This is a genomic window from Streptomyces sp. NPDC059201, assembly GCF_042754585.1.
Lineage (GTDB): Bacteria > Actinomycetota > Actinomycetes > Streptomycetales > Streptomycetaceae > Streptomyces.
In genome coordinates this window covers 93,196-115,004 of sequence record NZ_JBHZBB010000012.1, presented here as the reverse complement: position 1 = coordinate 115,004, position 21,809 = coordinate 93,196, and the positions used below count along the sequence as shown (strand labels likewise).

The window sequence follows — 21,809 nt, the reverse complement described above, 5'->3', positions numbered from 1 at the left end:
CTCACATCAGGGACTCCCGGCGCTCCTCATGAGTTCCCCCGTACATCTTCGCGATCACTGACTCGATGTCCGGTTCCCGCACCGAGAGGTCCACGAGGGGGTACGCCGCCGCCACCGCGGCGACCAGGGGGGCGGCCGACGCGGACGCCGGGAAGGCGAGGTACTGGCGCGGCCCGTCGGCCCGTACGAAGCGGGCGCCGGGCACGGAGTCGATCGGCGGCAGCTCGCGCGCCAGGTCCACGACGAGCATCCGCTCGCCGTCGCCGGCCTCGTGCAGGCCGGCGAGATCACCGTCGTACATGAGCCGTCCGTGGTCGATGACCATCACCCGTGAGCAGAGCTGTTCGATGTCGGTGAGGTCGTGGGTGGTGAGGAGGACAGTCGTGCCGCGCTCGGCGTTCAGCTCGCGGAGGAAGGTGCGGACCCGGGCCTTCGAGACGACGTCGAGGCCGATCGTCGGCTCGTCCAGGTACAGCACCTCCGGGTCGTGGAGGAGGGCCGCCGCGATGTCGCCGCGCATCCGCTGCCCGAGGGAGAGCTGGCGTACGGGCACGTCGAGGAGGGCACCGAGGTCGAGGAGGTCGACGCAGCGGGCGAGGTTCTCGCGGTAGCGCGCGTCGGGGATCCGGTACATGCGGTGCATCAGGCGGTACGAGTCCTTCAGCGGCAGGTCCCACCAGAGGGTGGTGCGCTGGCCGAAGACCACGCCGATCCGGCGCGCGAGCCGGGTGCGCTCGCGCGCCGGGTCGATGCCGGCGACCCGGAGGCGGCCGCCGCTGGGGGTGAGGATGCCGGTGAGCATCTTGATGGTGGTGGACTTCCCGGCGCCGTTCGGGCCGATGTAGCCGACCATCTCGCCGCGGCCGACGGTGAAGGAGAGGCCGTCGACGGCCCTGACCTCCCGCTTCTCGCGGCGCAGCAGGCCCGCGCGGCGGCGGACCGTGAAGGTCTTCTCGATCCCGTCCAGTTCGATGAAGGGCTCGGAGACTGATTCGGTGGAGGGTTGAGGGAAAGACACGTGCTCTCAGCTTCCTGTCGATCGGTACGAGCGGATGCCCGCGCGCCACGCCAGGCCCGCCACCGCGCAGCAGACCAGGGCGACGAGCGGGGAGGCGAAGGCCGCCCAGGACGGAACGCCGGCGGGGGCGGGGCGCCCGAGGACGTACAGGGCCGGGAGCCAGTTCACGAAGGCGAGCGGGACGACGTACACCACACCCTTCACCAGGTCCTGCGCGAAGACCGTCGGCGGGTACTGGAGCAGGGTGTTCCCGCCGTACGTGAAGGAGTTGGTGACCTCGGCCGCGTCCTGGAGCCAGAAGATCGCCGCGCCGCCGAGCACCATCACCGCCATGAAGATCACCGCCCCGCAGACCACCATCCCGGGCACCAGCAGGACCTTCTCCCAGCTCCACGCCACCTCCCCGCGCAGCAGCACCAGGCTCCACACCAGCACCATCAGCCCCTGGAGGACCCGGCCGAGCCGGCGCAGCGCGAACTTGTCCGCCGCGACCTGCGCGAGCAGCGGCGCGGGGCGCAGCAGGAACACGTCGAGCGAGCCGTCCCTGATCCGGCGCCCCATCCGCTGGAGCGAGCCCAGCGTCAGGTCGGCGATCCCGAAGGCGGTGCCGGTGGTGCCGTACAGGAAGGCGACCTCGGCGAAGGAGAAGCCGCCGAGGCCCTGGACCTGCCCGAACATCAGCAGGATCACGACGAAGTCGAAGAAGGTGACGCAGAAGGACGTCACGAGGGTCAGGGCGAAGGAGGCGCGGTACGCCATCGTGGAGCGGATCCACATGGCGGCGACCAGCCGGTACGTACGCAGGGCGTCCGCGCCGGGGCGGTACGGCTCCTCGGAGTAGGGCTTCTTGGAGTACGCCTCCTGTACGCGAAGCTGTTCAGCCACCCTGCACCACCACCTTCCGGGTCGCCGCCGCCTGTACGGCGCGCCCCGCCGCGAGCAGCACGGCGAGCCAGCCGAGCTGGAAGCCGTACGCGCGGACGAGGCCCCAGCCGTCCCCGTACCGGCCGAGGTAGACGTCCGCCGGGACCTGGAGCAGGGCGGCCCACGGCAGCGCGCGGGCGAGCTCGCCGAGCGCGCCGGGGAAGACGTTCAGCGGGAGCAGCATCCCGGAGAAGAAGAGGCCGGTCAGCCAGGCGACCTGCACCACGCCCTGCCCGTCGAGCAGCCAGAAGGCGCTCATGGCGACGAGGTACCAGATCGCGAAGGCGACGAGGGAGCCGAAGACCACCGCGAGCAGGAAGGCGGCCCAGCCGGCGGGACCGTCCGGAAGGGTGAAGCGGAAGGCGAGCGCGCCGATCGCGAGGGGGACGGCGCCGCGCCCGAGCAACTGGTAGGCGGAGCGGCCCGCGTTGGCCGCGCACCACCATGCCTGGAGGTCGGCGGGGCGGTAGAGGTCGACGGCGATGTCGCCGGTCCTGATCCGTTCGATCAGCTCGTCCTCGAAGCCGCCGCCCATGAGGCCGCAGACGGTGATGAGGCCCTGGCCGATCCAGACGTAGGCGAGGGCGTCGGCCATGGAGTAGCCGCCGAGCTGGGGGCGTTCGGCCCACAGGGCGATGTAGGTGTACGAGAAGACGAAACCGAAGACCGTGTTGGTGAAGAGGCCCGCCAGCGTGGCCACCCGGTAGGTGGCGTACCGCCGGAAGCCGCCCGCGGCCACGGTCGCGTACAGCCGCAGCATGGAGCTCCCCTTTCGGAGCGTGCGTGTGGGGGTGGGGGGGAGGAAGAGGACGAAGCGCACGACCCTAGTGGCCCGCGCCACACCACCGCGACAGGTTTTCGCGGCGCACGTCCGGGCGCGCCCACCGCGCCCCCGGCGCACGCCTGCCGCCCCTCCCGGCGCACGCCCGCCACCCTTCCCCGCCCACCTCCCCACGTACGTCCCGGCGGATTTCCCGTCAGGTAACCGCCGCCTTCGGGAGTTTCGCGCGCTTTATGTGCACTATGTGGTGCCATGTCCCCTTCGTTGCGCTCCCCCTCCCCCGCCGCGCCACCCCCGGACCGAGGCCCGGGCCACGGCGCGGACCACGGCGCGGATCCCGGCGCGGATCCCGGCTGGGAACCGAGGGACCCCACCCTCCCCACGGCCCTCCCCACGGGCCGCCGCCCCACGGGCCGGCCGCGGGCGTCCCTCCCTCGCCGCCTGCTGCGCGCCGCCGTCGGGCTGTTCCTGCTCGGCGGTGTCCTCCTCGCGGGGGCCTTCGTGGCCGGGTACCTCCTGGTGGACATCCCGGCCGCCAACGCCGCCGCCGTCGCCCAGTCCAACCTGTACCTCTACCGCGACGGCACCGTCCTCGCCCGCGACGGCGAGGTCAACCGGGAGAACGTGCGCCTCGACCGGATCCCGCTCACCGTCCGGCAGGCCGTCCTCGCCGCCGAGGACCGCGACTTCCACACCTCCCGCGCGGTCGACCCCAAGGCGATGGTCCGCGCCGCCTGGAACACCGTCACCGGCAAGGGCCGCCAGTCCGGCTCGACGATCACCCAGCAGTACGTGAAGAACTACTACCTGGGGCAGGAGCAGACCCTCACCCGCAAGGGCAAGGAGTTCTTCATCGCGATCAAGCTGGAGCGCGAGAAGACCAAGGACGAGATCCTCCAGGGCTACCTCAACACCAGCTACTTCGGGCGCAACGCGTACGGCATCCAGGCCGCCGCCCACGCCTACTACGGCAAGGACGTCGAGCGCCTCGGCCCGGCCGAGGGCGCGTACCTCGCCGCCCTCCTCAAGGCCCCCAGCGCCTACGACGTCACCACCCACCCCGAGAACCGCGCCGCCGTCCTCGCCCGCTGGGGCTACGTCCTCGACGGCATGGTCGGCGAGGGCTGGCTCACCCCCGGCGAGCGCGCCGCCCTCAGCTTCCCCGACCCGCAGACCGCCCGCCCCGCCACCGGCCTCTCCGGCCAGCGCGGCTACCTCGTGCAGGCCGTCGAGGAGTACCTCACCGGCCGCGGGATCGTCGACGAGAAGACCCTCGCGGGCGGCGGCTTCCGGATCGTCACCACGATCGACCCCGACCGGCAGGCCGCGCTCGTCCGCGCCGTCGAGGACCGCGTCACCCACCGCCTCGACCCGGCCGCGAACCCCGCCGACCGGTACGTACGGGCCGGGGCCGCCGCCGTCGAACCGGCGACCGGCCGCGTCGTCGCCCTCTACGGCGGCGTCGACTACACCGAGCAGTACGTCAACAACGCCACCCGCCGCGACTACCAGGTCGGCTCCACCTTCAAGCCCTTCGTCTTCACCGCCGCCGTGCAGGGCGGCGCGCGGACCCAGTACGGCGAGCCGATCACCCCGTACACCCTCTACGACGGCACCGACCGGCGCCCCGTCGAGGGCTGGCCCGGGACCCCGTACGACCCCGCCAACGAGGACGGCGAGAGTTACGGCGAGATCCCGGTCGGCACCGCCACCGACCTCTCCGTGAACGCCGTCTACGCCCAGATGGCCGTCGACGTCGGCCCCGCGCACGTGCGCCGCACCGCCGTCGCGCTCGGCCTCCCGCCCGGCACCCCCGACCTCACCGCCTCCCCCTCCATCGCGCTCGGCCCGGCCACCGCGAGCGTCCTGGACATGGCGCAGGCGTACGCGACGCTGGCCGCGCACGGCAGGCGCGGCGACCACACGCTGGTCGCGGCCCTCTCCCGCGACGGGGAGCCGCTGCCGCTGCCCTCGGGCGAGGCGCGGCAGGCCGTCGGCCGCGAGGCCGCCGACACCACCACGGCGGTGCTGCGGAGCGTCGTCGAGTCCGGTACGGGCAGGGCGGCGCAGGCCGCGGGACGCCCGGCGGCCGGCAAGACCGGCACGGCGGAGGACGACAAGGCGGCCTGGTTCGCCGGCTACACCCCCGAGCTCGCGACCGTCGTCGCGCTGATGGGCCAGGACCCCGAGTCCGGCGGCCAGGAACCCCTGTACGGCGCCCTGGGCCTCCCCCGGGTCAACGGCGGCGGCCCGCCGGCCGAGATCTGGGCCCGCTTCACCCGCGAGGCCCTCGCGGACGCCCCCGTACGCGACTTCGACCTCCGCCTGATGCCGGGCGCGGACCTCCCCGAGTTCCCCCCGGTCCCGGACGGCCCGGAGGACGGCGAGGACATCGAACACGATGACGGGGAGGACTGGTACGAGAGGGACGAGACGGGCGAGGCGGGCCCGGGGCCCGGCCCGGGGCCCGCGAGGCGCCCGGGCGGGGGCCGGGCCGGCCGTTAGTCAGTGCCCGGAGGTCGCCTGGTCAGTGCCCGGAGGTCGCCTTCAGGCCGACCACGGCCACCAGCAGCAGGACGACGAAGAAGATCCGGGCGGCGGTCGCCGGCTCACCCAGCACCACCATGCCGAGCACCGCCGCACCGGCCGCGCCGATGCCGACCCAGACGCCGTAGGCGGTACCGATGGGGAGGGTCTTGGCCGCGTGCGACAGCAGCAGCATCGAGGCGACGATCCCGGCGCCGGTGAAGACGCTGGGCCAGAGACGGGTGAAGCCCTCGGTGTACTTCATACCGATCGACCAGCCGACTTCGAGCAGACCAGCGACGATCAGAAGAACCCAGGCCATGACGACGACACCTCCGCGAGACGGAACAACAGGAGTGCGTCGTCTTTGCTCTACCCGGTACGGCGCGTCTCGTCGGGGTCCCCCCAGCCTAGCAAAGAACGGGCAAAGGCCCTGGTGACACCGGTCACCAGGGCCTTCGGGTACGCGGACCGCTACGGATACCGCTACAGATACAGGCCGGTCGAGTCCGCGCTCTGGAACCGGTCCGCCGCCACGGCGTGCAGGTCCCGCTCGCGCATCAGTACGTAGGCGACGCCCCGCACCTCCACCTCGGCGCGGTCCTCGGGGTCGTACAGCACCCGGTCGCCGATCTCGACGGTCCGGACGTTCTGCCCGACCGCGACCACCTCGGCCCAGGCCAGGCGGCGGCCGACCGCGGCGGTCGCCGGGATCAGGATCCCGCCCCCGGAGCGCCGCTCCCCCTCCGGGGAGTCGGTGCGGACCAGGACCCGGTCGTGGAGCATCCGGATGGGCAGCTTGTCGTGGGTGTTCTCGCTCACGGGAACGAACCTACCGGCCGGACTCAGCCCTTGTTCCTCCGGGAGGAGGAGAACAGCAGCCCGACGACGGCGACGGCCACCAGGGCGACGGGGACGACGCGCTCCAGGCGCGGGGCGCCGTCCTCGTCGGTGAAACGTGCCTTCACGTCGGAGACGACCCGGTTGACGGCGACGAACGCCCGCCCCGCGGTCTCGTCGACGGTCGAGGCGACCCTCGCCTTCGCGTCCCCGATGATCGTCTTCGGATGCATCCGAATGCCGATCTCGTCGAGCGTGACGGCGAGCTGGTCGCGCCGGCGGACGATGTCCGCCTCGATCTGCGCAGGGGTCCTGGCGTCCGACACCGCGCTGCCTCCGTAGTCGTGATCCGGTCGTTGATGGACAGTCTGTCAGTTCCGCCGCCGGGAGGCTGTCCCCGACCCCCATTAGGCTCTCATCGCGTACGCGAACATTCCCGAGGAGAGCAAGCCATGAGCGAGCGACTGCAGCCCGGCGACACCGCCCCCGCCTTCACCCTGCCCGACGCGGACGGCAACGAGGTCTCCCTCGCGGACCACAAGGGCCGCAAGGTCATCGTCTACTTCTACCCGGCGGCGCTCACCCCGGGTTGCACCAAGCAGGCGTGCGACTTCACCGACAACCTCGACGTGCTGGCCGCGGCCGGCTACGACGTGATCGGGGTCTCCCCCGACAAGCCGGAGAAGCTCGCGAAGTTCCGCGAGAAGGAGAACCTGAAGGTCACCCTGGTCGGCGACCCGTCCAAGGAGACCCTGGAGGCGTACGGCGCCTTCGGCGAGAAGAAGCTCTACGGCAAGGTCGTCACGGGCGTCATCCGCTCGACGGTCGTCGTGGACGAGAACGGCAAGATCGAACACGCCTTCTACAACGTCAAGGCCACCGGCCACGTAGCCAAAATCATCCGAGACCTGGGTGTCTGACCCACCCCTGGCCCCTGCAACGGGCCCGCCCCCTCACCCCGAGGGCGCGGGCCCGTCCGCTTTTCGTACGCGATACGACGTGACCGTCCGATATTCGGCTCGTTAACCCGTACGAGATCCGCACTGGGGAGGGGATCCGATGAGCACGAGCCCATACACGAAGGACAGGCTCAGCGCCGTCGTGGCCGAGTCGAAAGGGTGGGCCGATCTGATGCGCCGGCTCGAGGTCGGGGAGAGCGGGGGCCGACGTCGCACTCTGCAAGCGAAGGTCGCCGCATACGGAATCGACACCAGCCACTTCAAGCAACGGAGCCCATGGCGCAAGTACACGGACGGCGCAATCGCCGAGGCCGTCGCCTCGTCGACGACACTGCGCGAAGTCGTGCTGAAGCTCGGAGCACCACCGGCAACGGGGACGCTCTCGCACATCCGGCGTCGCATCATGGCAGCCGGGATCGACGTGAGCCACATTCCCGGCCTGAACCGTTCGACCACGGACCTGCCGTTCACCGAGGACGAGTTGCGAGCCGCTGCGGCAGCCACGCACAGCGTCAGGGAGATGGCCCGCCTGCTGGGCGTGGGCGAGGACAGCAGGTCGCGAGCTGCGCTCCGGCACATGCTCCAGGGGTGGGGAATCAGCCTCGCCCACTTCACTCACCGTCGGATCGACATCTCGGAGGAACACCTACGGGCGGCGGTGGCCGATGCCACCAGTTTCGCCGACGTGATGCGCGCACTCGGCCTTCCCGTGAGCGACCAGAACCACCGCCGAGTGCGGCGACGGGTGGCGGAGTTGGACCTCGACACGGCGCACTTCAAGCGACGCACGTGGGGCACCGTGCGCGTCACAGCCCCCAAGGCCATCGCGGACACGGTCTTCCGGGTACGCCCGGAGGGCTCGTCGCGCGAGAACCGCGACCGGCTCCACCGCGCGCTCATCGAGGTGGGGGTCCCGTACCGCTGCGCCAGGTGCGGGAACGAGGGCGAGTGGCAGGGCGGAACCATCGTCCTGCAAATCGACCACATCAACGGGAACTGGCTCGACAATCGCCAGGAGAATCTGCGCTACCTCTGCCCCAACTGCCACTCGATGACCGAAACATGGTGCCGAGGAGGCAAACGCCCTCAGCCAGTCTGAATACGACCGCCCTGGGCCGCTGTCGGCCCGCTACCATGGCAACTGACCAGCGGCCTTGGCGGAACTGGCATACGCTTCGCGTTTAGGTCGCGACGGGAGCAATCCTATGAGGGTTCGAATCCCTCAGGCCGCACAAACCTTCACATCGAAGGCCCCACTCAAGTTTCTCCGAGTGGGCCTTCGTCGTGTCGCTCAGCCCAGCAGTTCCTGGACCACCGGGGCCAGGGCTCGGAATGCCTTGCCTCGGTGGCTGATGGCGTTTTTCTGCGGTGGGGTGAGTTCGGCGCAGGTGACGTCGTAGCCGGTGGGCTGGAGGATGGGGTCATAGCCGAAGCCGTTGGTGCCCTGGGGGGTGGGGCGGAGGGTGCCTTCCATGCGGCCTTCCACTACGCGTTCCGTGCCGTCGGGGAGGGCCAGGGCGGCGGCGCAGGCGAAGTGGGCGGCGCGGTGTTCCTCGGCGATGTCCGACAGTTGGGCCAGGAGCAGGTCCAGGTTCGCCTTGTCGTCGCCGTGGGTGCCGGCCCAGCGGGCGGAGAAGATGCCGGGCGCGCCGTTCAGGACGTCGACGCAGAGGCCCGAGTCGTCGGCCACGGCCGGCAGGCCCGTCGCCTGGGCCAGGGCGTGGGCCTTGAGAAGGGCGTTCTCCGCGAAGGTGACGCCCGTCTCCTTCACATCGGGGATCTCGGGATACGCGTCCGCGCCGACGAGTTCGAGGTCGAGGCCCGCGTCGGCGAGGATCGCGTGGAGTTCGGTGATCTTGCCCGCGTTGCGGGTGGCGAGGATCAGGCGCTGTCGGGTCATGCCCCGATTATCCCGGGGTGCAGACCTTCCCGATCTCGGTGGCCGCGTCGGTGACCGGCGTGATGTCGGGGGTGGTGTCCCCGTCGTTCACGGCCGTACGGACCGACTCGACGCCCTTCGTCAGGTCGTCGACCGCCTTCGCGAGGTCCGCGTTGTCCGTGGTGTTCTTGAGGTTGCCGAGCTCCGTGGAGATGGAGTTCAGGGACTCCTCGATCTGCGTCACGTCGTTGGACGCGTTGGAGACCGCCTGCTGGAGCTTGCCCACCGAGGTCGCGATGGCGTCGGCCGTCTTGACGCAGTCCATCGCCTTGTCGAGGGCTCCGCAGCCGGTCAGGGCGAAGGTGGTCAGTGCGGCCGCCGTGGCGACGGCGAGGGATAGGGTGCGGCGGCGCTTCACTTTTCGGGTCCTCCCCTGACTGCGTACATATGGACGGGGCGCACGGTACGACCGCGCGCCCCTTGCCGTAAAGGACGCAGCCAGGGGCGGAAGAGTTCCTCGGGGCCCGGGGACTCAGAGCGTGGCGTCGAGCGCCTTGCGCTGGAGGTCCGTCAGGTCGGCGCAGCCCGCGGCGGCCAGGTCGAGGAGGGCGTTGAGCTCGGCGCGGTCGAAGGGCTCGGCCTCGGCGGTGCCCTGGACCTCGACGAAGCGGCCGTCGCCGGTGCAGACGACGTTCATGTCGGTGTCGGCGCGGACGTCCTCCTCGTAACAGAGGTCGAGGAGCGGGACGCCGCCGACGATGCCGACGGAGACGGCGGAGACCGTGCTCGTGAGCGGCTGCCGGCCGGCCTTGATCAGCTTCTTGCCCTGCGCCCAGGCGACCGCGTCGGCGAGGGCGACGTACGCGCCGGTGATGGCGGCGGTCCGGGTGCCGCCGTCGGCCTGAAGGACGTCGCAGTCGAGGACGATCGTGTTCTCCCCGAGCGCCTTGTAGTCGATGACCGCGCGCAGCGAGCGGCCGATGAGGCGGGAGATCTCGTGGGTGCGGCCGCCGATCTTGCCGCGGACGGACTCGCGGTCGCCGCGGGTGTTGGTCGAGCGGGGGAGCATGGAGTACTCGCCGGTGACCCAGCCCTCGCCGCTGCCCTTGCGCCAGCGGGGGACGCCCTCGGTGACGGAGGCGGTGCAGAAGACCTTGGTGTCGCCGAAGGAGATGAGGACGGAGCCCTCGGCGTGCTTGCTCCAGCCGCGTTCGATGGTGACGGGGCGGAGCTGTTCGGGGGTACGGCCGTCGATGCGAGACATGGGACGAGCCTAGCCCCATCCGTACGGGATCCCGGTCCGGCCGCCGGGTACGCGCGAGGGCTCGTGGCCGGTACGCGCGAGGCCCCGTCGCCGGGTACGCACGAGGGCCCGTTCCCCTGCCGGAACGGGCCCTCGTCAGCTGGTGTCAGCTGCTCACATCATGTCTTCGATCTCGGCGGCGATCGGGTCCGCGTCGGTGCCGATGACGACCTGGATGGCGGTGCCCATCTTCACGACGCCGTGGGCGCCGGCGGCCTTGAGCGCGGCGTCGTCGACGAGGCTGGCGTCGGCGACCTCGGTGCGCAGGCGGGTGATGCAGCCCTCGACCTCTTCGATGTTGTCGATGCCGCCGAGCCCGGCGACGATCTTCTCAGCCTTGCTGGCCATGTCTTTCTCCCTGTCCGTTCTGTTCGCGGAACACGCGAATCTCGGCGCACCGACGGTCCGCTTTGTCACGGTAACCCACGGTTGGCCCAACTATGCGAGCGACTGCCGCCGTTCTGCCGAATGATGACGATCACCGGCGGCCTGCCCTCAGCGGGCTCCCGGAGCCTACCGCAAGTGGTCTACACCAGTCTGCAACGAGACGCGGCCCCGGGTCATTCCGGGACAGGGAGGTCGCCGATGAGTACTGACAGCGCAGCAGCCGGCTCGAAGAAGGTCTCGTGGGGAGGCTTCTTCCAGGGTCTACAGAAGATGGGCCGCAGCCTGCAGCTTCCCATTGCCGTTCTTCCCGCCGCGGGCATCATCAACCGGCTCGGCCAGCCGGACGTGTTCGGGGCCGACGGCCTCGGGTGGGACAACGTCGCCAAGGTGATGTCCGGCGCGGGAGGCGCGCTGCTCGACGGCAGCCTGGGCCTGCCGCTGCTGTTCTGCATCGGTGTCGCGATCGGCATGGCGAAGAAGTCGGACGGTTCGACCGCGCTGGCCGCGGTGGTCGGCTTCCTCGTCTATTACACGGTGCTCCGGCAGTTCCCGAAGGACTGCCCGACGGGGACGACGGACGTGGGCGGCGGCTGCCTCGGCACGGACGACTCCTTCGCGGGGTACACGTACCAGAATCCGGGGGTCTTCGGCGGCATCGTGATGGGTCTGCTGGCCGCGTACCTGTGGCAGCGGTTCCACCGCACGAAGCTGGTCGACTGGCTGGGCTTCTTCAACGGGCGCCGGCTCGTCCCGATCATCATGGCCTTCGTCGGCATCGCGTTCGCCGCGCTCTGCCTGTGGATCTGGCCGCCGATCGGTGACGCCCTGGAGAGCTTCAGCGACTGGCTGGTCGGACTGGGCGCCTGGGGTTCGGGCATCTTCGGTGTCGCGAACCGCGCGCTGCTGGTGATCGGTCTGCACCAGTTCCTGAACGTGCCCATCTGGTTCCAGTTCGGCACGTACACGAAGCCGGACGGCACCACCGTCCACGGTGACATCAGCATGTTCCTGGCGGGCGACCCGACCGCCGGACAGTTCCAGTCGGGCTTCTTCCCGATCATGATGTTCGCCCTGCCGGCGGCGGCCCTCGCGATCACCCACTGCGCGCGTCCGAACCGCCGCAAGGAGGTCGGCGGTCTGATGCTGTCGGTGGCGCTGACGTCGTTCGTCACGGGCATCACGGAGCCGCTGGAGTACTCGTTCCTCTTCATCGCCCCGGTGCTGTACGGCATCCACGCGCTGCTGACGGGCGCGTCGATGGCGATCACGTGGGCGCTGGGCGTGAAGGACGGTTTCAGCTTCTCGGCGGGCCTGATCGACTACGTCATCAACTGGAACCTGGCGACCAAGCCGTGGATGATCATCCCGATCGGCCTCTGCTTCGCGGTCGTGTACTACGTGATCTTCCGGTTCGCGATCACCAAGTTCAACCTCCCCACCCCGGGCCGCGAGCCCGAGGAGCTCCAGGAGCAGCTGGAGCGGGACAACACCAAGTAGGCCCTGTCCGTTTCGGGGCTTTCGAACCCCCGGCGGGAACGCGGAAAGGCCCCTGGACCTGATGGTCCGGGGGCCTTTTGTCACGCCTTCATCACTATGCCCCCGCGCCAAAAATTCGAAGGTTCCTTATCTAAGTCTCACGTGCTACAACTGGTCTACACCACTCATTGGTGTAGACCACGCGGTCCAGACCACCGCGTTCCACGAGACGCCGCCGTCACCCCCTTTCACTGTCCTCTGGCGGCGCCTTGCCTACTGGAGGAAGTTGATGAGTACGGCCACCGCCCAGGCCGCCGCTCCCGCGAAGAAGCGCGGATCCGGCCTGTTCCAGGGCCTGCAGAAGGTCGGTCGCAGCCTGCAGCTGCCGATCGCCGTCCTGCCGGCCGCGGGTATCTTGCTCCGTCTCGGCCAGGACGATGTCTTCGGCAAGGACGGCCTCGACTGGGGCAAGGTCGCCTCGGTCTTCGACGCGGCCGGCAGCGCGGTCTTCGACAACCTGCCCCTGCTCTTCTGCATCGGCGTCGCCATCGGCTTCGCCAAGAAGGCCGACGGCTCCACCGCGCTGGCCGCCCTGGTCGGCTTCCTGGTCTACAGCACGGTGCTGCAGGCTTTCCCGGTCTCCGAGGCCGTCATCCAGGACGGCGCCGACATCGCGGCGAAGTACAACAACCCGGGTGTCCTCGGCGGCATCCTCATGGGTCTGGTCTCCGCGGTGATCTGGCAGAAGTACCACCGCACCAAGCTGGTCGACTGGCTCGGCTTCTTCAACGGCCGCCGTCTCGTCCCGATCATCATGGCCTTCGTCGGCACCCTCTTCGGCGTCATCTTCGGCCTGGTGTGGGAGCCCATCGGCAACGGCATCTCCAACTTCGGCGAGTGGATGACCGGCCTCGGTGCCGGTGGCGCCGGCCTCTTCGGCCTCATCAACCGCGCGCTGATCCCGGTCGGCATGCACCAGTTCGTGAACACCGTCTCCTGGTTCCAGATCGGTGACTTCACCAACGCCGCCGGCGAGGTCGTCCACGGTGACCTCAACCGCTTCTTCGCCGGTGACCCGAGCGCCGGAATCTTCATGTCGGGCTTCTTCCCGATCATGATGTTCGGCCTCCCGGCCGCCGCGATCGCGATCGCCCACGCCGCCCGCCCCGAGCGCCGCAAGGCCGTGATGGGCATGATGGTCTCCCTCGCGCTGACCTCCTTCGTCACGGGTATCACCGAGCCGATCGAGTTCACCTTCATGTTCATCGCGCCGGTCCTGTACGCGGTGCACGCGGTCCTGACCGCCGTCTCGATGGCCGTCACCTGGGCCTTCGGGGTCCACGCCGGCTTCACCTTCTCCGCGGGCGGCATCGACTACCTGCTGAACTGGAACCTGGCGACCAAGCCCTGGCTGATCATCCCGATCGGTCTGGTCTTCGCGGCGATCTACTACGTGGTCTTCCGCTTCGCGATCACCAAGTTCAACCTCACCACCCCGGGCCGCGAGCCCGAGGAGGAGGTCGAGGACCTCACCAAGGCGTGAGTCCTCCTCCCCCGTACGACCGAAGGGCCCCGGAACCGACTGGTTCCGGGGCCCTTCCGGTGCGTTCATATCTCCGGTGCGTTCACACCTCGTAGACCGCGCCCGCCTTCGCCAGTTCCGCCGGGCCGCCGTAGACCGCGCGGGCGTCGGCTAGGTTGCGCTCGCCGTCGGTCCACGGGGGGATGTGGGTGAGGACGAGGCGGCCGACGTCGGCGCGGGACGCCTGGGCTCCGGCCTCGCGGCCGTTGAGGTGGAGCTCGGGGATGTCCTCCTTGCCGTGGGTGAAGGAGGCTTCGCAGAGGAAGAGGTCCACGCCGTCCGCGAGCGTGTGCAGGGCGTCGCAGACGCCGGTGTCGCCGGAGTACGCGAGGGACCGGCCGCCGTGCTCGACGCGGATGCCGTACGCCTCCACCGGGTGGCACACCTTCTCGGTGCGGATCGTGAAGGGGCCGAGCTCGAAGGTGCCGGAGGACAGGGTGCGGAAGTCGAAGACCTCGCTCATCGAGGACGGCGAGGGCGTGTCCGCGTAGGCCGTGGTCAGGCGCTGCTCGGCGCCCTCGGGGGCGTACACGGGGATCGCGCCGCAGCGGCCGCCCTCGTGCCGGTAGTAGCGGGCGACGAAGTAGCCGCACATGTCGATGCAGTGGTCCGCGTGGAGATGGCTGAGGAAGATCGCGTCCAGGTCGTACAGGCCGATGTGGCGCTGCAACTCGCCCAGGGCGCCGTTGCCCATGTCGAGGAGCAGCCGGAAGCCGTCGGCCTCGACGAGGTAGCTCGAACAGGCCGATTCCGCGGAAGGGAACGACCCCGAGCAGCCGACGACGGTGAGCTTCATAGGAGCGTGAACCTCCGTGGACGGGTGCCGTCAGGCACGCAGAGGGGAGGGGGGAGGCCGTGCGGTCAGACGAGCGTAAGGCGCACGGGGGCCCGTCGCTCCTTCGTGGCGTCCCGTTGTGGGCGAACTCACGGGCTCTGTCACCGGTTCGGATGGACGGCGGGGCGCGGCGGCGCGGTGAGGTCGGCGCCGGTAACGTCATGGGGTATGGACACGTCGTGGTGGCCCGCGCTGGTCGCGGTCGTGGTGATCGCGCTGGTGGCGGCGGTCGCGGGTCGGTGGACCCGGGCGTCGGGGCGGACGCGGCCGTCGGGACGGACCCGTCCGCCGGGACGGCCGTCGGTACGTCCTCCGGGGCGGCCGGCGGTACGGAAGCCGGGTGCGCGGGTGCCGGGTGCGCGGGTGCCGCGGGCCGGGGAGATCTGGTGGGCCGAGGTGCCCTTCGAGGACGGGCCCGGCGCGAAGGACCGGCCCTGTCTGGTGCTGTCGGTGCGGGGGGACAGCGTGCTGGTCGCAAAGATCACCAGCAAGTACCACGACGAGCGGCCCGGGGTGATCGCGCTGCCGCCGGGGGCGGTGGGGGATGCGCGGGGGCGGGCGAGTTTTCTGGAGACGGATGAGTTGCGGGAGGTGGGGGTGGGGGACTTTCGGCGGCGGGTCGGGGCGGCGGACCCGGTCGTGTGGGACCAGGTCCGCCATCTCGCGCGCTAGCCCGGGTGCGGGTGCGGGCTTTACGCCTGGGCGCGGCTTAGCGCGCCGTTCCGGTGTGCCCACCCGTTCCGCCCTGCGGAACGATTGCCCACACCGACCCCTACGCCCAGAGCTGGCCCTGTACCGCTGCGATGGCCTCTTCTGTGGTGGCGGCCGTGTAGAGGCCCGTTGAGAGGTATTTCCAGCCGCCGTCGGCTACTACGAAGGCGATGTCGGCGGTTTCGCCTGCTTTGAGGGCCTTGTTGCCTACGCCTATGGCGGCGTGGAGGGCCGCGCCGGTGGAGACGCCCGCGAAGATGCCCTCCTGCTGGAGGAGTTCGCGGGTGCGGGTGACGGCGTCGGCGGAGCCCACGGAGAAGCGGGTGGTGAGGACGGAGGCGTCGTAGAGCTCGGGGACGAAGCCCTCGTCGAGGTTGCGGAGCCCGTAGACGAGGTCGTCGTAGCGGGGCTCGGCGGCGACGATCTTGACGTCGGGCTTGTGCTCGCGGAGGTAGCGGCCGACGCCCATGAGGGTGCCGGTCGTGCCGAGGCCCGCCACGAAGTGGGTGATCGAGGGGAGGTCCGCCAGGATCTCCGGGCCCGTGGTGGCGTAGTGGGCGCCCGCGTTGTGCGGGTTGCCGTACTGGTAGAGCATCACCCAGCTCGGGTTCTCCGCGGCGAGCTCCTTGGCGACGCGTACCGCCGTGTTGGAGCCGCCCGCCGCGGGGGACGAGATGATCTCCGCGCCCCACATGGCGAGCAGCTGCCGCCGCTCCTCGCTGGTGTTCTCGGGCATGACGCAGACGATGCGGTAGCCCTTGAGCTTGGCGGCCATGGCCAGCGAGATGCCGGTGTTGCCGCTGGTCGGCTCCAGGATGGTGCAGCCGGGGGTGAGGCGGCCGTCCTTCTCCGCCTGCTCGATCATGTGGAGCGCGGGGCGGTCCTTGACCGAGCCGGTCGGGTTGCGGTCCTCCAGCTTCGCCCAGATGCGGACGTCGTCCGAGGGCGAGAGCCGGGGGAGGCGGACGAGCGGCGTGTTGCCGACCGCCGCCAGCGAGGAGTCGTAGCGCATGTGGATCAGACCATGCCGCCGGCGACGGCCGGCAGGATCGTGACGCTGTCGCCGTCGGCCAGCTTGGTCTCGATGCCGTCCAGGAAGCGGACGTCCTCGTCGTTCAGGTAGACGTTGACGAAGCGGCGGAGCTTGCCGTCGTCCACGATGCGGGCCTCGATGCCCGTGTGGCGGGTCTCCAGGTCGGCGAAGAGCTCGGCGAGGGTCGCGCCGCTGCCCGCGACGGCCTTCTCGCCGTCGGTGTAGGTGCGGAGGATGGTCGGGATGCGGACCTCGATGGCCATGGGGTGGGCTCCTGTCGGAAGTGACGTGGTGGGCGCGCTGCTGGGGCCCCGCGCGGAGGGGGTCGTACGTACGTGCGCTCGGCCGGTCGCTCAGAGCGCAGCGCGGGACGAACAGATCGCGCTGGCGAGGCGGCACAGGTCGACGTGCAGGCGTGCCACGAGCAGCACAGTGCCCGGAGTCTCTTCGCTCACGTCGTGGGAAACCATGGGCTCATCGTATCGATTCCCGGTCCGGGTTCCGGAATGTGATCTCAGATACTGGATGTTTTCCGACCGAGGGACGGACCGGCCACCTGGCTCGGCATGTAGAGAACGGTCGGAGTGCCGGTCCTGGGGTGCGGGACGACCTCGGCTTCCACGCCGTAGACGGCCGCGAGCAGTTCGGGGGTGAGGACCTCTTCGGGGGTGCCGCCGGTGACCACGCGGCCCGCTTCGAGGACGTAGAGCCGGTCGCAGTGGGCGGCGGCGAGGTTGAGGTCGTGGAGGGCCAGGAGGTTGGTGGTGCCCAGGGTGCGGACCAGGGCGAGCACGTCCATCTGGTGGCGGATGTCCAGGTGGTTCGTCGGTTCGTCGAGGACGAGGAGCTCGGGTTCCTGGACGAGGGCGCGGGCGACCAGGGCGCGCTGGCGCTCGCCGCCGGAGAGCGTCGGGTAGGCGCGGTCGGCGAGGGCGGTGAGGCCGACGCGGGCGAGGGCGGCGTCGGTGCGGGCGGCGTCGTCGGCGGTGTCGCCCTCCCAGAACCGCTTGTGCGGGGAGCGGCCGAGGGTGACGAGCTCGCGGACGGTGACCTCGAACTCGAGGGCGGAGTCCTGCGGGACGGTGGCCACCCGGCGGGCGCGGGCCTTGGGGCCGAGGGCGCGCAGGTCGGCGCCGTCGAGCAGGGCGCGGCCCGCGGTGGGGGCGAGGGTGCCGTAGACGCAGCGCAGGAGGGTGGTCTTGCCGCTGCCGTTGGGGCCGATGAGGCCGACGGTCTCGCCGGGGCGGGCGGTGAGGTGGGCGTCGCGGAGCCGGTGCTCGTACGACAGTCCCTCGATGCGCAGCCCCTCGACGCGCGGTCCGGTCACAGGGCGACTCCTTCGGGGCGGCGGCGCATCAGCCAGAGGAAGAGGGGGCCGCCGGTGAGGGCGGTGAGGACGCCGACGGGGATGTCCTGGGGGGCGGCGACGGTGCGGGCGGCGAGGTCGGCGACGACGAGGGCGACGGCGCCGCCGAGCGCGGCGACGGGCAGCAGCCGGCGGTGCGGGGCTCCGACGAGGAGGCGGGCGGCGTGCGGGACCATCAGGCCGATGAAGCCGACGGCGCCGCTGGCGGCGACCATCACGGCGGTGACGAGGGAGGCGAGGAGGAAGACGGCGGCGCGGAAGCGGGCGGTGTCGAGGCCGAGGACGGTGGCGCCCTCGTCGCCGGTGAGGAGCAGGTCGAGCGGGCGGGCGAGGGCGAGCAGGACGCCGGTGCCGAGGACCAGGACGGCGGCGGGCAGCACGAGGGTGTCCCAGCGGGCGGAGCCGAGGCCGCCGAAGGACCAGTAGAGGGCTTCCTGGAAGTGCTCGGGGCGGGCGGCGGCGACCAGGATGAGGGTGGTGAGGGCGGTGAGGATGTACGAGACGGCGACGCCGGCGAGGACGAGCCGGGGGCCGGTCATGGTGGAGCCGCGGCGGGCCAGCGCGTAGACGAGGACGAGGGCGACGAGGGAGCCGGCGAAGGCGCCGGCGGGCAGGGCGAGGGTGGTGGTGAGCCCGCCGCCGATGCCGAGGACCAGGACGAGGACGGCGCCGGTGGAGGCTCCGGAGGAGATCCCGAGCAGGAAGGGGTCGGCGAGCCGGTTGCGTACGAGGGCCTGGAGGACGGTCCCGACGACGGCGAGCCCGGCGCCGACGACGACCCCGAGGAGCACCCGGGGCAGCCGGACGTCGAGCACGATCGTGCGGTACGGGGAGGGGGCGGCCCGCCCGGTGAGGGCGTCGAGCACCTGGCCGGGCGGGATCCGTACGGAGCCGAGCGCGAGGGAGCCGACCACGGCGAGGGCGAGGGCGGCGAGCAGCCCGGCGACGACGAGGGCGAACCGGCCCCGGCCGGGCGTCGCCGCCGCCGGACGGGTGGGGGCGGCGGCGACGGCGGTCATCGGCCGGTGGCCGGGTGGAGCTGGGCGGCGAGCTTGTCGACGGCGGCGGGGACGCGGACGCCGAGGACGGTGTCGGAGAGCGGGAGGACGGCGAAGCGGCGGTTCTTGACCGCGGGGACGTCCTTGAGGGCGGGGTCGTCGAGGAGGCGCTTCTTCTTCTGCTCGACGGTGGTGGAGCCGTAGTCGTAGATGACGATGACCTCGGGCTTGCGGGCGACGACCTGCTCCCAGGTGGCGTCGCCGAACGCCTTGGGGAGGTCGGCGAAGACGTTGCGGCCGCCGGCCCGGCTGATGAGCTCGTTGCCGATGCCCTTGCCGCCGGCGGTGAAGGCGGTCTTGTCGCCGCTGTCGTAGACGAAGACGGAGACGGGGTCGAGGCCGCCGAGGCGCTTCTCGGTGGCGGCGACGGTGGCGCGGGCCTCCTTGTTCCACTTCTCGGCCCGGTCGGGGACGCCGAAGGTGCGGCCGACCTCGGTGACCTCGCGGTAGAGGTCGTCGACCGTGGGGGTGCCGGCGGGGCAGGACTCGCTGTTGAGGCGGGTGGTGATGCCGGCCTTGCCCAGGTCGTCGCGGGCGCGGCCGTCCTTGGCGTCGAAGGCGGAGGCGTAGCCGCCATAGACGAAGTCGGGGTTCGCGGCGAGCAGCGCCTCCTTGGAGGGGTACTCCTTGGAGAGGACGGGGACCGAGTCGTACGCCTTCTGGTAGGCGGGCAGGATCGCGTCGTCGAGGTAGGCGGTGCCGGCGAGGGACTTCTCCAGGCCGAGGGCGAGGAGGATCTCGGTGACGTGCTGGTTCATGGTGACCGCGCGCTTCGGCGGGGCCTTGAACGTGGTGGTCTCGCCGCAGTTGGTGACGGTGTACGGGAAGCCGGGGGCGGGCTTCGCGGCGTCCTGGTCGCTCGCGGGGCCGGCGCAGGCGGCGAGCAGGGGCAGCAGGGCGGTGGCGGCGAGCAGCCGGGGGCGCCGGGTCATGGCGGAGGGCCTCCTCCGGGGATTTCCACGTCCCCGATCGGTGGTGAGAAGGCGGCAGGTCAGTTCCTGGCTCCCACACGGGGGGTGTGGTCACAGTGGCGGGACCGCGCCGGACTCGCACCGGCTTCCTGGCTCCTGCCGCCCTGAAGGTCGGGGTCAGACTACTCGTACGCCTCGACGACCTTGACGTCCTCCTCGGTCACGATTCCGTCGACGATCGTGTACGAGCGGAACTGGAAGGGTCCGGCGGCGTCGGTGTCCGCGGTGGAGACGAGGACGTAGTGGGCGCCGGGCTCGTTGGCGTAGGTGATGTCGGTGCGGGAGGGGTACGCCTCGGTCGCCGTGTGCGAGTGGTAGATGATCACGGGCTCCTCGTCCCGGTCGTCCATGTCGCGGTAGAGCTTGAGGAGGTCGGCGGAGTCGAACTCGTAGAAGGTGGGCGAGCGGGCGGCGTTGAGCATCGGGATGAAGCGCTCGGGGCGGCCCGAGCCGACCGGTCCCGCGACGACGCCGCATGCCTCGTCGGGGTGGTCCGCCCGCGCGTGGTCCACGATGCGGTCGTACAGGTCTCGGGTGAGGGTCAGCATGGCGACAGGATAAGCCGACGGGCCGCCGCGTACCGAGGAGTGGTACGGGGCGGCCCGGATGCTGGGACGGGGTGGGTCAGGAGCGCTTGGCGAAGGCGGCGCCCTCGGGGTTGCGGGCCTTGAGCACCAGGTAGGCGACGGTGAGGATGAGTCCCCACACCGGGGCGCAGTAGAGCGAGACGCGGGCGCCCTCGTCGACGCCCATCATGACGATGACCATGCCGATGAAGAGGAGCGCGAACCAGCTCGTCCAGGGGGCGCCGGGGGCCTTGAAGGTGGACTCGGGCAGCTCGCCGCGGTCGCACTTGCGGCGGTAGCGGATCTGGCTGACCAGGATCATGATCCAGGCCCACATTCCGGAGATGGTGGCGAAGGAGACGACGTACTCGAACGCCTTGCCCGGGGCGACGTAGTTGATCCAGACGCCGACGAGCATGAGGGCGGCGGAGAAGGTCAGGCCGATGAGCGGGGTGCCGCCCTTGGTGAGCTTGGTGAAGACCTTCGGGCCCTGGCCGTTGAGCGCGAGGTCGCGCAGCATGCGGCCGGTGGAGTACATGCCGGAGTTGCAGGAGGAGAGCGCGGCGGTCAGCACGACGAAGTTGACGATGGCGGCGCCGACGCCGAGGCCCATCTTCTCGAAGGCGGCGACGAACGGGGAGACGCCGGGCTGGAACTCGGTCCACGGGACGACCGAGAGGATCATGATCAGGGCGCCGACGTAGAAGACGGCGATGCGCCACGGCACGGTGTTGATGGCCTTGGGCAGGACGGTCTTCGGGTCCTTGGACTCGCCCGCGGTGACGCCGACGAGCTCGACGGCGAGGAAGGCGAACATCACGATCTGGAGGGTCATCAGCGTGGAGCCGACGCCGTTGGGGAAGAAGCCGCCCTGGTTCCAGAGGTGGGCCACGGTGGCGGTGTCGCCGGCGTCGGAGAAGCCGACGGTGAGGATGCCGGCGCAGATCAGGATCATGCCGATGATGGCGGTGACCTTGACCATGGAGAACCAGAACTCCAGCTCGCCGAAGAGCTTCACGGAGATCAGGTTGGCGCCGTAGAGGATCACGGTGAAGACGAGGGCGGAGATCCACTGCGGGATGTCCCACCAGTACGTCATATAGGTGGCCGCGGCGGTGACCTCGGTGATGCCGGTGACGACCCAGAAGAGCCAGTACGTCCATCCGGTCACGAAGCCCGCGAAGGGGCCGATGAACTCGCGGGCGTACTCCGCGAAGGAGCCCGACACCGGGCGGTACATGAGCAGCTCGCCCAGGGCCCGCATGATGAAGAAGATGACCAGACCGGCGATCGCGTACGCCAGGATGAGGCTGGGTCCGGCCTTGTGGATGGCCTTGCCGGCGCCGAGGAAGAGGCCGGTGCCGATGGCGCCGCCGATGGCGATCATCTGGATCTGGCGGGCGCCGAGGCCACGCTGGTAGCCCTCGCCGCCGTCCACGGCCCCGTCGGTGCCGTCGTGCTGCTTGTCGACCTGCACTGAGGTCATGGTGGTGCGCCTTTCTCCATGCTGATCCGCGCGACTGCGAGTGCGTCTGCCGCGGATCAGGTCCTGATCCCCCCGGATGTGGATGGAGTGCCACCGGCGGTCAGCCGG

The 21,809-nt window shown here is 70.6% G+C and carries 25 protein-coding genes, 1 tRNA gene and 2 riboswitches; of the genes, 7 read left to right on the top strand and 19 right to left on the bottom strand.

Going from position 1 to position 21,809, the window contains the following annotated elements; all coding sequences use genetic code 11:
- Position 1: 1 nt before the first annotated feature.
- From ACFXMG_RS31805 to ACFXMG_RS31795, 3 genes are read right to left on the bottom strand one after another with little or no spacing between them, the layout of a single operon-like run.
- The gene (locus ACFXMG_RS31805; RefSeq protein WP_383819883.1) at positions 2 to 1,018 is read right to left on the bottom strand and encodes an ATP-binding cassette domain-containing protein; all 1,017 of its coding nucleotides are present in this window, start codon (positions 1,016 to 1,018) and stop codon (positions 2 to 4) included.
- Between the two features lie 6 nt (positions 1,019 to 1,024).
- Positions 1,025 to 1,903, bottom strand: coding sequence for an ABC transporter permease (locus tag ACFXMG_RS31800; RefSeq protein ID WP_383819886.1), 879 nt, complete (start codon positions 1,901 to 1,903; stop codon positions 1,025 to 1,027).
- Positions 1,896 to 2,699 carry an ABC transporter permease gene (locus ACFXMG_RS31795; RefSeq protein WP_383819979.1) on the bottom strand — a complete coding sequence of 268 codons (804 nt, stop codon included), beginning with the start codon at positions 2,697 to 2,699 and terminating at the stop codon, positions 1,896 to 1,898. The genes ACFXMG_RS31800 and ACFXMG_RS31795 overlap by 8 nt, the downstream gene beginning before the upstream one ends.
- 276 nt (positions 2,700 to 2,975) lie before the next feature.
- On the opposite strand from ACFXMG_RS31795, the gene ACFXMG_RS31790 reads away from it, so the two are divergent.
- Positions 2,976 to 5,228 carry a transglycosylase domain-containing protein gene (locus ACFXMG_RS31790; RefSeq protein WP_383819888.1) on the top strand — a complete coding sequence of 751 codons (2,253 nt, stop codon included), beginning with the start codon at positions 2,976 to 2,978 and terminating at the stop codon, positions 5,226 to 5,228.
- Positions 5,229 to 5,250: 22 nt separating this feature from the next.
- Here the strand turns inward: ACFXMG_RS31790 and ACFXMG_RS31785 are convergent, their stop codons facing one another.
- The 3 genes from ACFXMG_RS31785 to ACFXMG_RS31775 form a co-directional block, all read right to left on the bottom strand.
- A complete protein-coding gene (locus ACFXMG_RS31785; RefSeq protein ID WP_383819891.1) occupies positions 5,251 to 5,571 on the bottom strand; it encodes a DMT family transporter in 321 nt (106 codons plus the stop codon).
- Between the two features lie 33 nt (positions 5,572 to 5,604).
- Positions 5,605 to 5,674: riboswitch (guanidine-III (ykkC-III) riboswitch) on the bottom strand.
- A gap of 61 nt (positions 5,675 to 5,735) precedes the next feature.
- The gene (locus ACFXMG_RS31780) at positions 5,736 to 6,071 is read right to left on the bottom strand and encodes a co-chaperone GroES (protein WP_043228158.1); all 336 of its coding nucleotides are present in this window, start codon (positions 6,069 to 6,071) and stop codon (positions 5,736 to 5,738) included.
- Between the two features lie 23 nt (positions 6,072 to 6,094).
- Positions 6,095 to 6,415 carry a DUF3618 domain-containing protein gene (locus tag ACFXMG_RS31775; protein ID WP_383819894.1) on the bottom strand — a complete coding sequence of 107 codons (321 nt, stop codon included), beginning with the start codon at positions 6,413 to 6,415 and terminating at the stop codon, positions 6,095 to 6,097.
- A 126-nt stretch (positions 6,416 to 6,541) separates the two neighbouring features.
- Here ACFXMG_RS31775 and bcp point away from each other — a divergent pair, with 126 nt between their 5' ends.
- The 3 genes from bcp to ACFXMG_RS31760 all read left to right on the top strand — a co-directional run bounded on the left by bcp (position 6,542) and on the right by ACFXMG_RS31760 (position 8,280).
- Positions 6,542 to 7,009: a thioredoxin-dependent thiol peroxidase gene (gene bcp / locus ACFXMG_RS31770; protein WP_383819897.1), complete on the top strand. Its 468-nt coding sequence runs from the start codon at positions 6,542 to 6,544 to the stop codon at positions 7,007 to 7,009.
- A gap of 139 nt (positions 7,010 to 7,148) precedes the next feature.
- Positions 7,149 to 8,147 carry an HNH endonuclease signature motif containing protein gene (locus ACFXMG_RS31765; RefSeq protein WP_383819900.1) on the top strand — a complete coding sequence of 333 codons (999 nt, stop codon included), beginning with the start codon at positions 7,149 to 7,151 and terminating at the stop codon, positions 8,145 to 8,147.
- 49 nt (positions 8,148 to 8,196) lie between these two features.
- A tRNA-Leu gene (locus ACFXMG_RS31760) sits at positions 8,197 to 8,280 on the top strand.
- Positions 8,281 to 8,339: 59 nt separating this feature from the next.
- On the opposite strand, the gene rdgB is transcribed toward ACFXMG_RS31760, so the two are convergent.
- The 4 genes from rdgB to ACFXMG_RS31740 all read right to left on the bottom strand — a co-directional run bounded on the left by rdgB (position 8,340) and on the right by ACFXMG_RS31740 (position 10,578).
- On the bottom strand, positions 8,340 to 8,948 hold the full coding sequence (gene rdgB / locus ACFXMG_RS31755) for an RdgB/HAM1 family non-canonical purine NTP pyrophosphatase (RefSeq protein ID WP_383819902.1): 609 nt from the start codon (positions 8,946 to 8,948) through the stop codon (positions 8,340 to 8,342).
- Positions 8,949 to 8,955: 7 nt separating this feature from the next.
- The gene (locus tag ACFXMG_RS31750) at positions 8,956 to 9,345 is read right to left on the bottom strand and encodes a hypothetical protein (RefSeq protein WP_383819904.1); all 390 of its coding nucleotides are present in this window, start codon (positions 9,343 to 9,345) and stop codon (positions 8,956 to 8,958) included.
- A gap of 114 nt (positions 9,346 to 9,459) precedes the next feature.
- Positions 9,460 to 10,191 (bottom strand): ribonuclease PH, encoded by a 732-nt coding sequence (rph, locus tag ACFXMG_RS31745; protein WP_383819906.1) that lies wholly within the window; start codon positions 10,189 to 10,191, stop codon positions 9,460 to 9,462.
- 153 nt (positions 10,192 to 10,344) lie between these two features.
- On the bottom strand, positions 10,345 to 10,578 hold the full coding sequence (locus ACFXMG_RS31740; RefSeq protein WP_030760915.1) for a glucose PTS transporter subunit EIIB: 234 nt from the start codon (positions 10,576 to 10,578) through the stop codon (positions 10,345 to 10,347).
- 237 nt (positions 10,579 to 10,815) lie between these two features.
- On the opposite strand from ACFXMG_RS31740, the gene ACFXMG_RS31735 reads away from it, so the two are divergent.
- Positions 10,816 to 12,114, top strand: coding sequence for a PTS transporter subunit EIIC (locus ACFXMG_RS31735; protein ID WP_383819909.1), 1,299 nt, complete (start codon positions 10,816 to 10,818; stop codon positions 12,112 to 12,114).
- Positions 12,115 to 12,382: 268 nt separating this feature from the next.
- Positions 12,383 to 13,636 (top strand): PTS transporter subunit EIIC, encoded by a 1,254-nt coding sequence (locus ACFXMG_RS31730; RefSeq protein WP_383819911.1) that lies wholly within the window; start codon positions 12,383 to 12,385, stop codon positions 13,634 to 13,636.
- A gap of 82 nt (positions 13,637 to 13,718) precedes the next feature.
- Here the strand turns inward: ACFXMG_RS31730 and ACFXMG_RS31725 are convergent, their stop codons facing one another.
- The gene (locus ACFXMG_RS31725) at positions 13,719 to 14,471 is read right to left on the bottom strand and encodes an MBL fold metallo-hydrolase (protein ID WP_383819914.1); all 753 of its coding nucleotides are present in this window, start codon (positions 14,469 to 14,471) and stop codon (positions 13,719 to 13,721) included.
- Between the two features lie 207 nt (positions 14,472 to 14,678).
- On the opposite strand from ACFXMG_RS31725, the gene ACFXMG_RS31720 reads away from it, so the two are divergent.
- Positions 14,679 to 15,182, top strand: a complete 504-nt coding sequence (locus tag ACFXMG_RS31720) for a type II toxin-antitoxin system PemK/MazF family toxin (protein ID WP_383819916.1) — start codon at positions 14,679 to 14,681, stop codon at positions 15,180 to 15,182.
- Between the two features lie 100 nt (positions 15,183 to 15,282).
- Here ACFXMG_RS31720 and ACFXMG_RS31715 read toward each other — a convergent pair whose 3' ends face one another.
- From ACFXMG_RS31715 to ACFXMG_RS31680, 8 genes are all read right to left on the bottom strand, one after another.
- On the bottom strand, positions 15,283 to 16,233 hold the full coding sequence (locus ACFXMG_RS31715; RefSeq protein WP_360312071.1) for a cysteine synthase: 951 nt from the start codon (positions 16,231 to 16,233) through the stop codon (positions 15,283 to 15,285).
- A gap of 5 nt (positions 16,234 to 16,238) precedes the next feature.
- Positions 16,239 to 16,517 carry a MoaD/ThiS family protein gene (locus ACFXMG_RS31710; protein ID WP_383819920.1) on the bottom strand — a complete coding sequence of 93 codons (279 nt, stop codon included), beginning with the start codon at positions 16,515 to 16,517 and terminating at the stop codon, positions 16,239 to 16,241.
- A 90-nt stretch (positions 16,518 to 16,607) separates the two neighbouring features.
- Positions 16,608 to 16,724: a putative leader peptide gene (locus ACFXMG_RS31705; RefSeq protein ID WP_315986240.1), complete on the bottom strand. Its 117-nt coding sequence runs from the start codon at positions 16,722 to 16,724 to the stop codon at positions 16,608 to 16,610.
- Positions 16,725 to 16,768: 44 nt separating this feature from the next.
- Positions 16,769 to 17,581: an ABC transporter ATP-binding protein gene (locus ACFXMG_RS31700; RefSeq protein ID WP_383819922.1), complete on the bottom strand. Its 813-nt coding sequence runs from the start codon at positions 17,579 to 17,581 to the stop codon at positions 16,769 to 16,771.
- Complete coding sequence (locus ACFXMG_RS31695) at positions 17,578 to 18,639, bottom strand: FecCD family ABC transporter permease (RefSeq protein ID WP_383819925.1); 1,062 nt, start codon at positions 18,637 to 18,639, stop codon at positions 17,578 to 17,580. Before ACFXMG_RS31695 ends, ACFXMG_RS31700 begins: the two co-directional genes overlap by 4 nt.
- Positions 18,636 to 19,610, bottom strand: coding sequence for an ABC transporter substrate-binding protein (locus ACFXMG_RS31690; RefSeq protein WP_383819928.1), 975 nt, complete (start codon positions 19,608 to 19,610; stop codon positions 18,636 to 18,638). The genes ACFXMG_RS31695 and ACFXMG_RS31690 overlap by 4 nt, the downstream gene beginning before the upstream one ends.
- A gap of 39 nt (positions 19,611 to 19,649) precedes the next feature.
- Positions 19,650 to 19,794, bottom strand: a riboswitch (cobalamin riboswitch).
- Entirely contained in the window at positions 19,772 to 20,197 is a 426-nt protein-coding gene (locus tag ACFXMG_RS31685; RefSeq protein ID WP_383819931.1) for a Mov34/MPN/PAD-1 family protein, read from the bottom strand. (Overlaps the previous riboswitch by 23 nt.)
- 76 nt (positions 20,198 to 20,273) lie before the next feature.
- Positions 20,274 to 21,701: an amino acid permease gene (locus tag ACFXMG_RS31680; RefSeq protein ID WP_383819933.1), complete on the bottom strand. Its 1,428-nt coding sequence runs from the start codon at positions 21,699 to 21,701 to the stop codon at positions 20,274 to 20,276.
- Between the last annotated feature and the right edge of the window lie 108 nt (positions 21,702 to 21,809).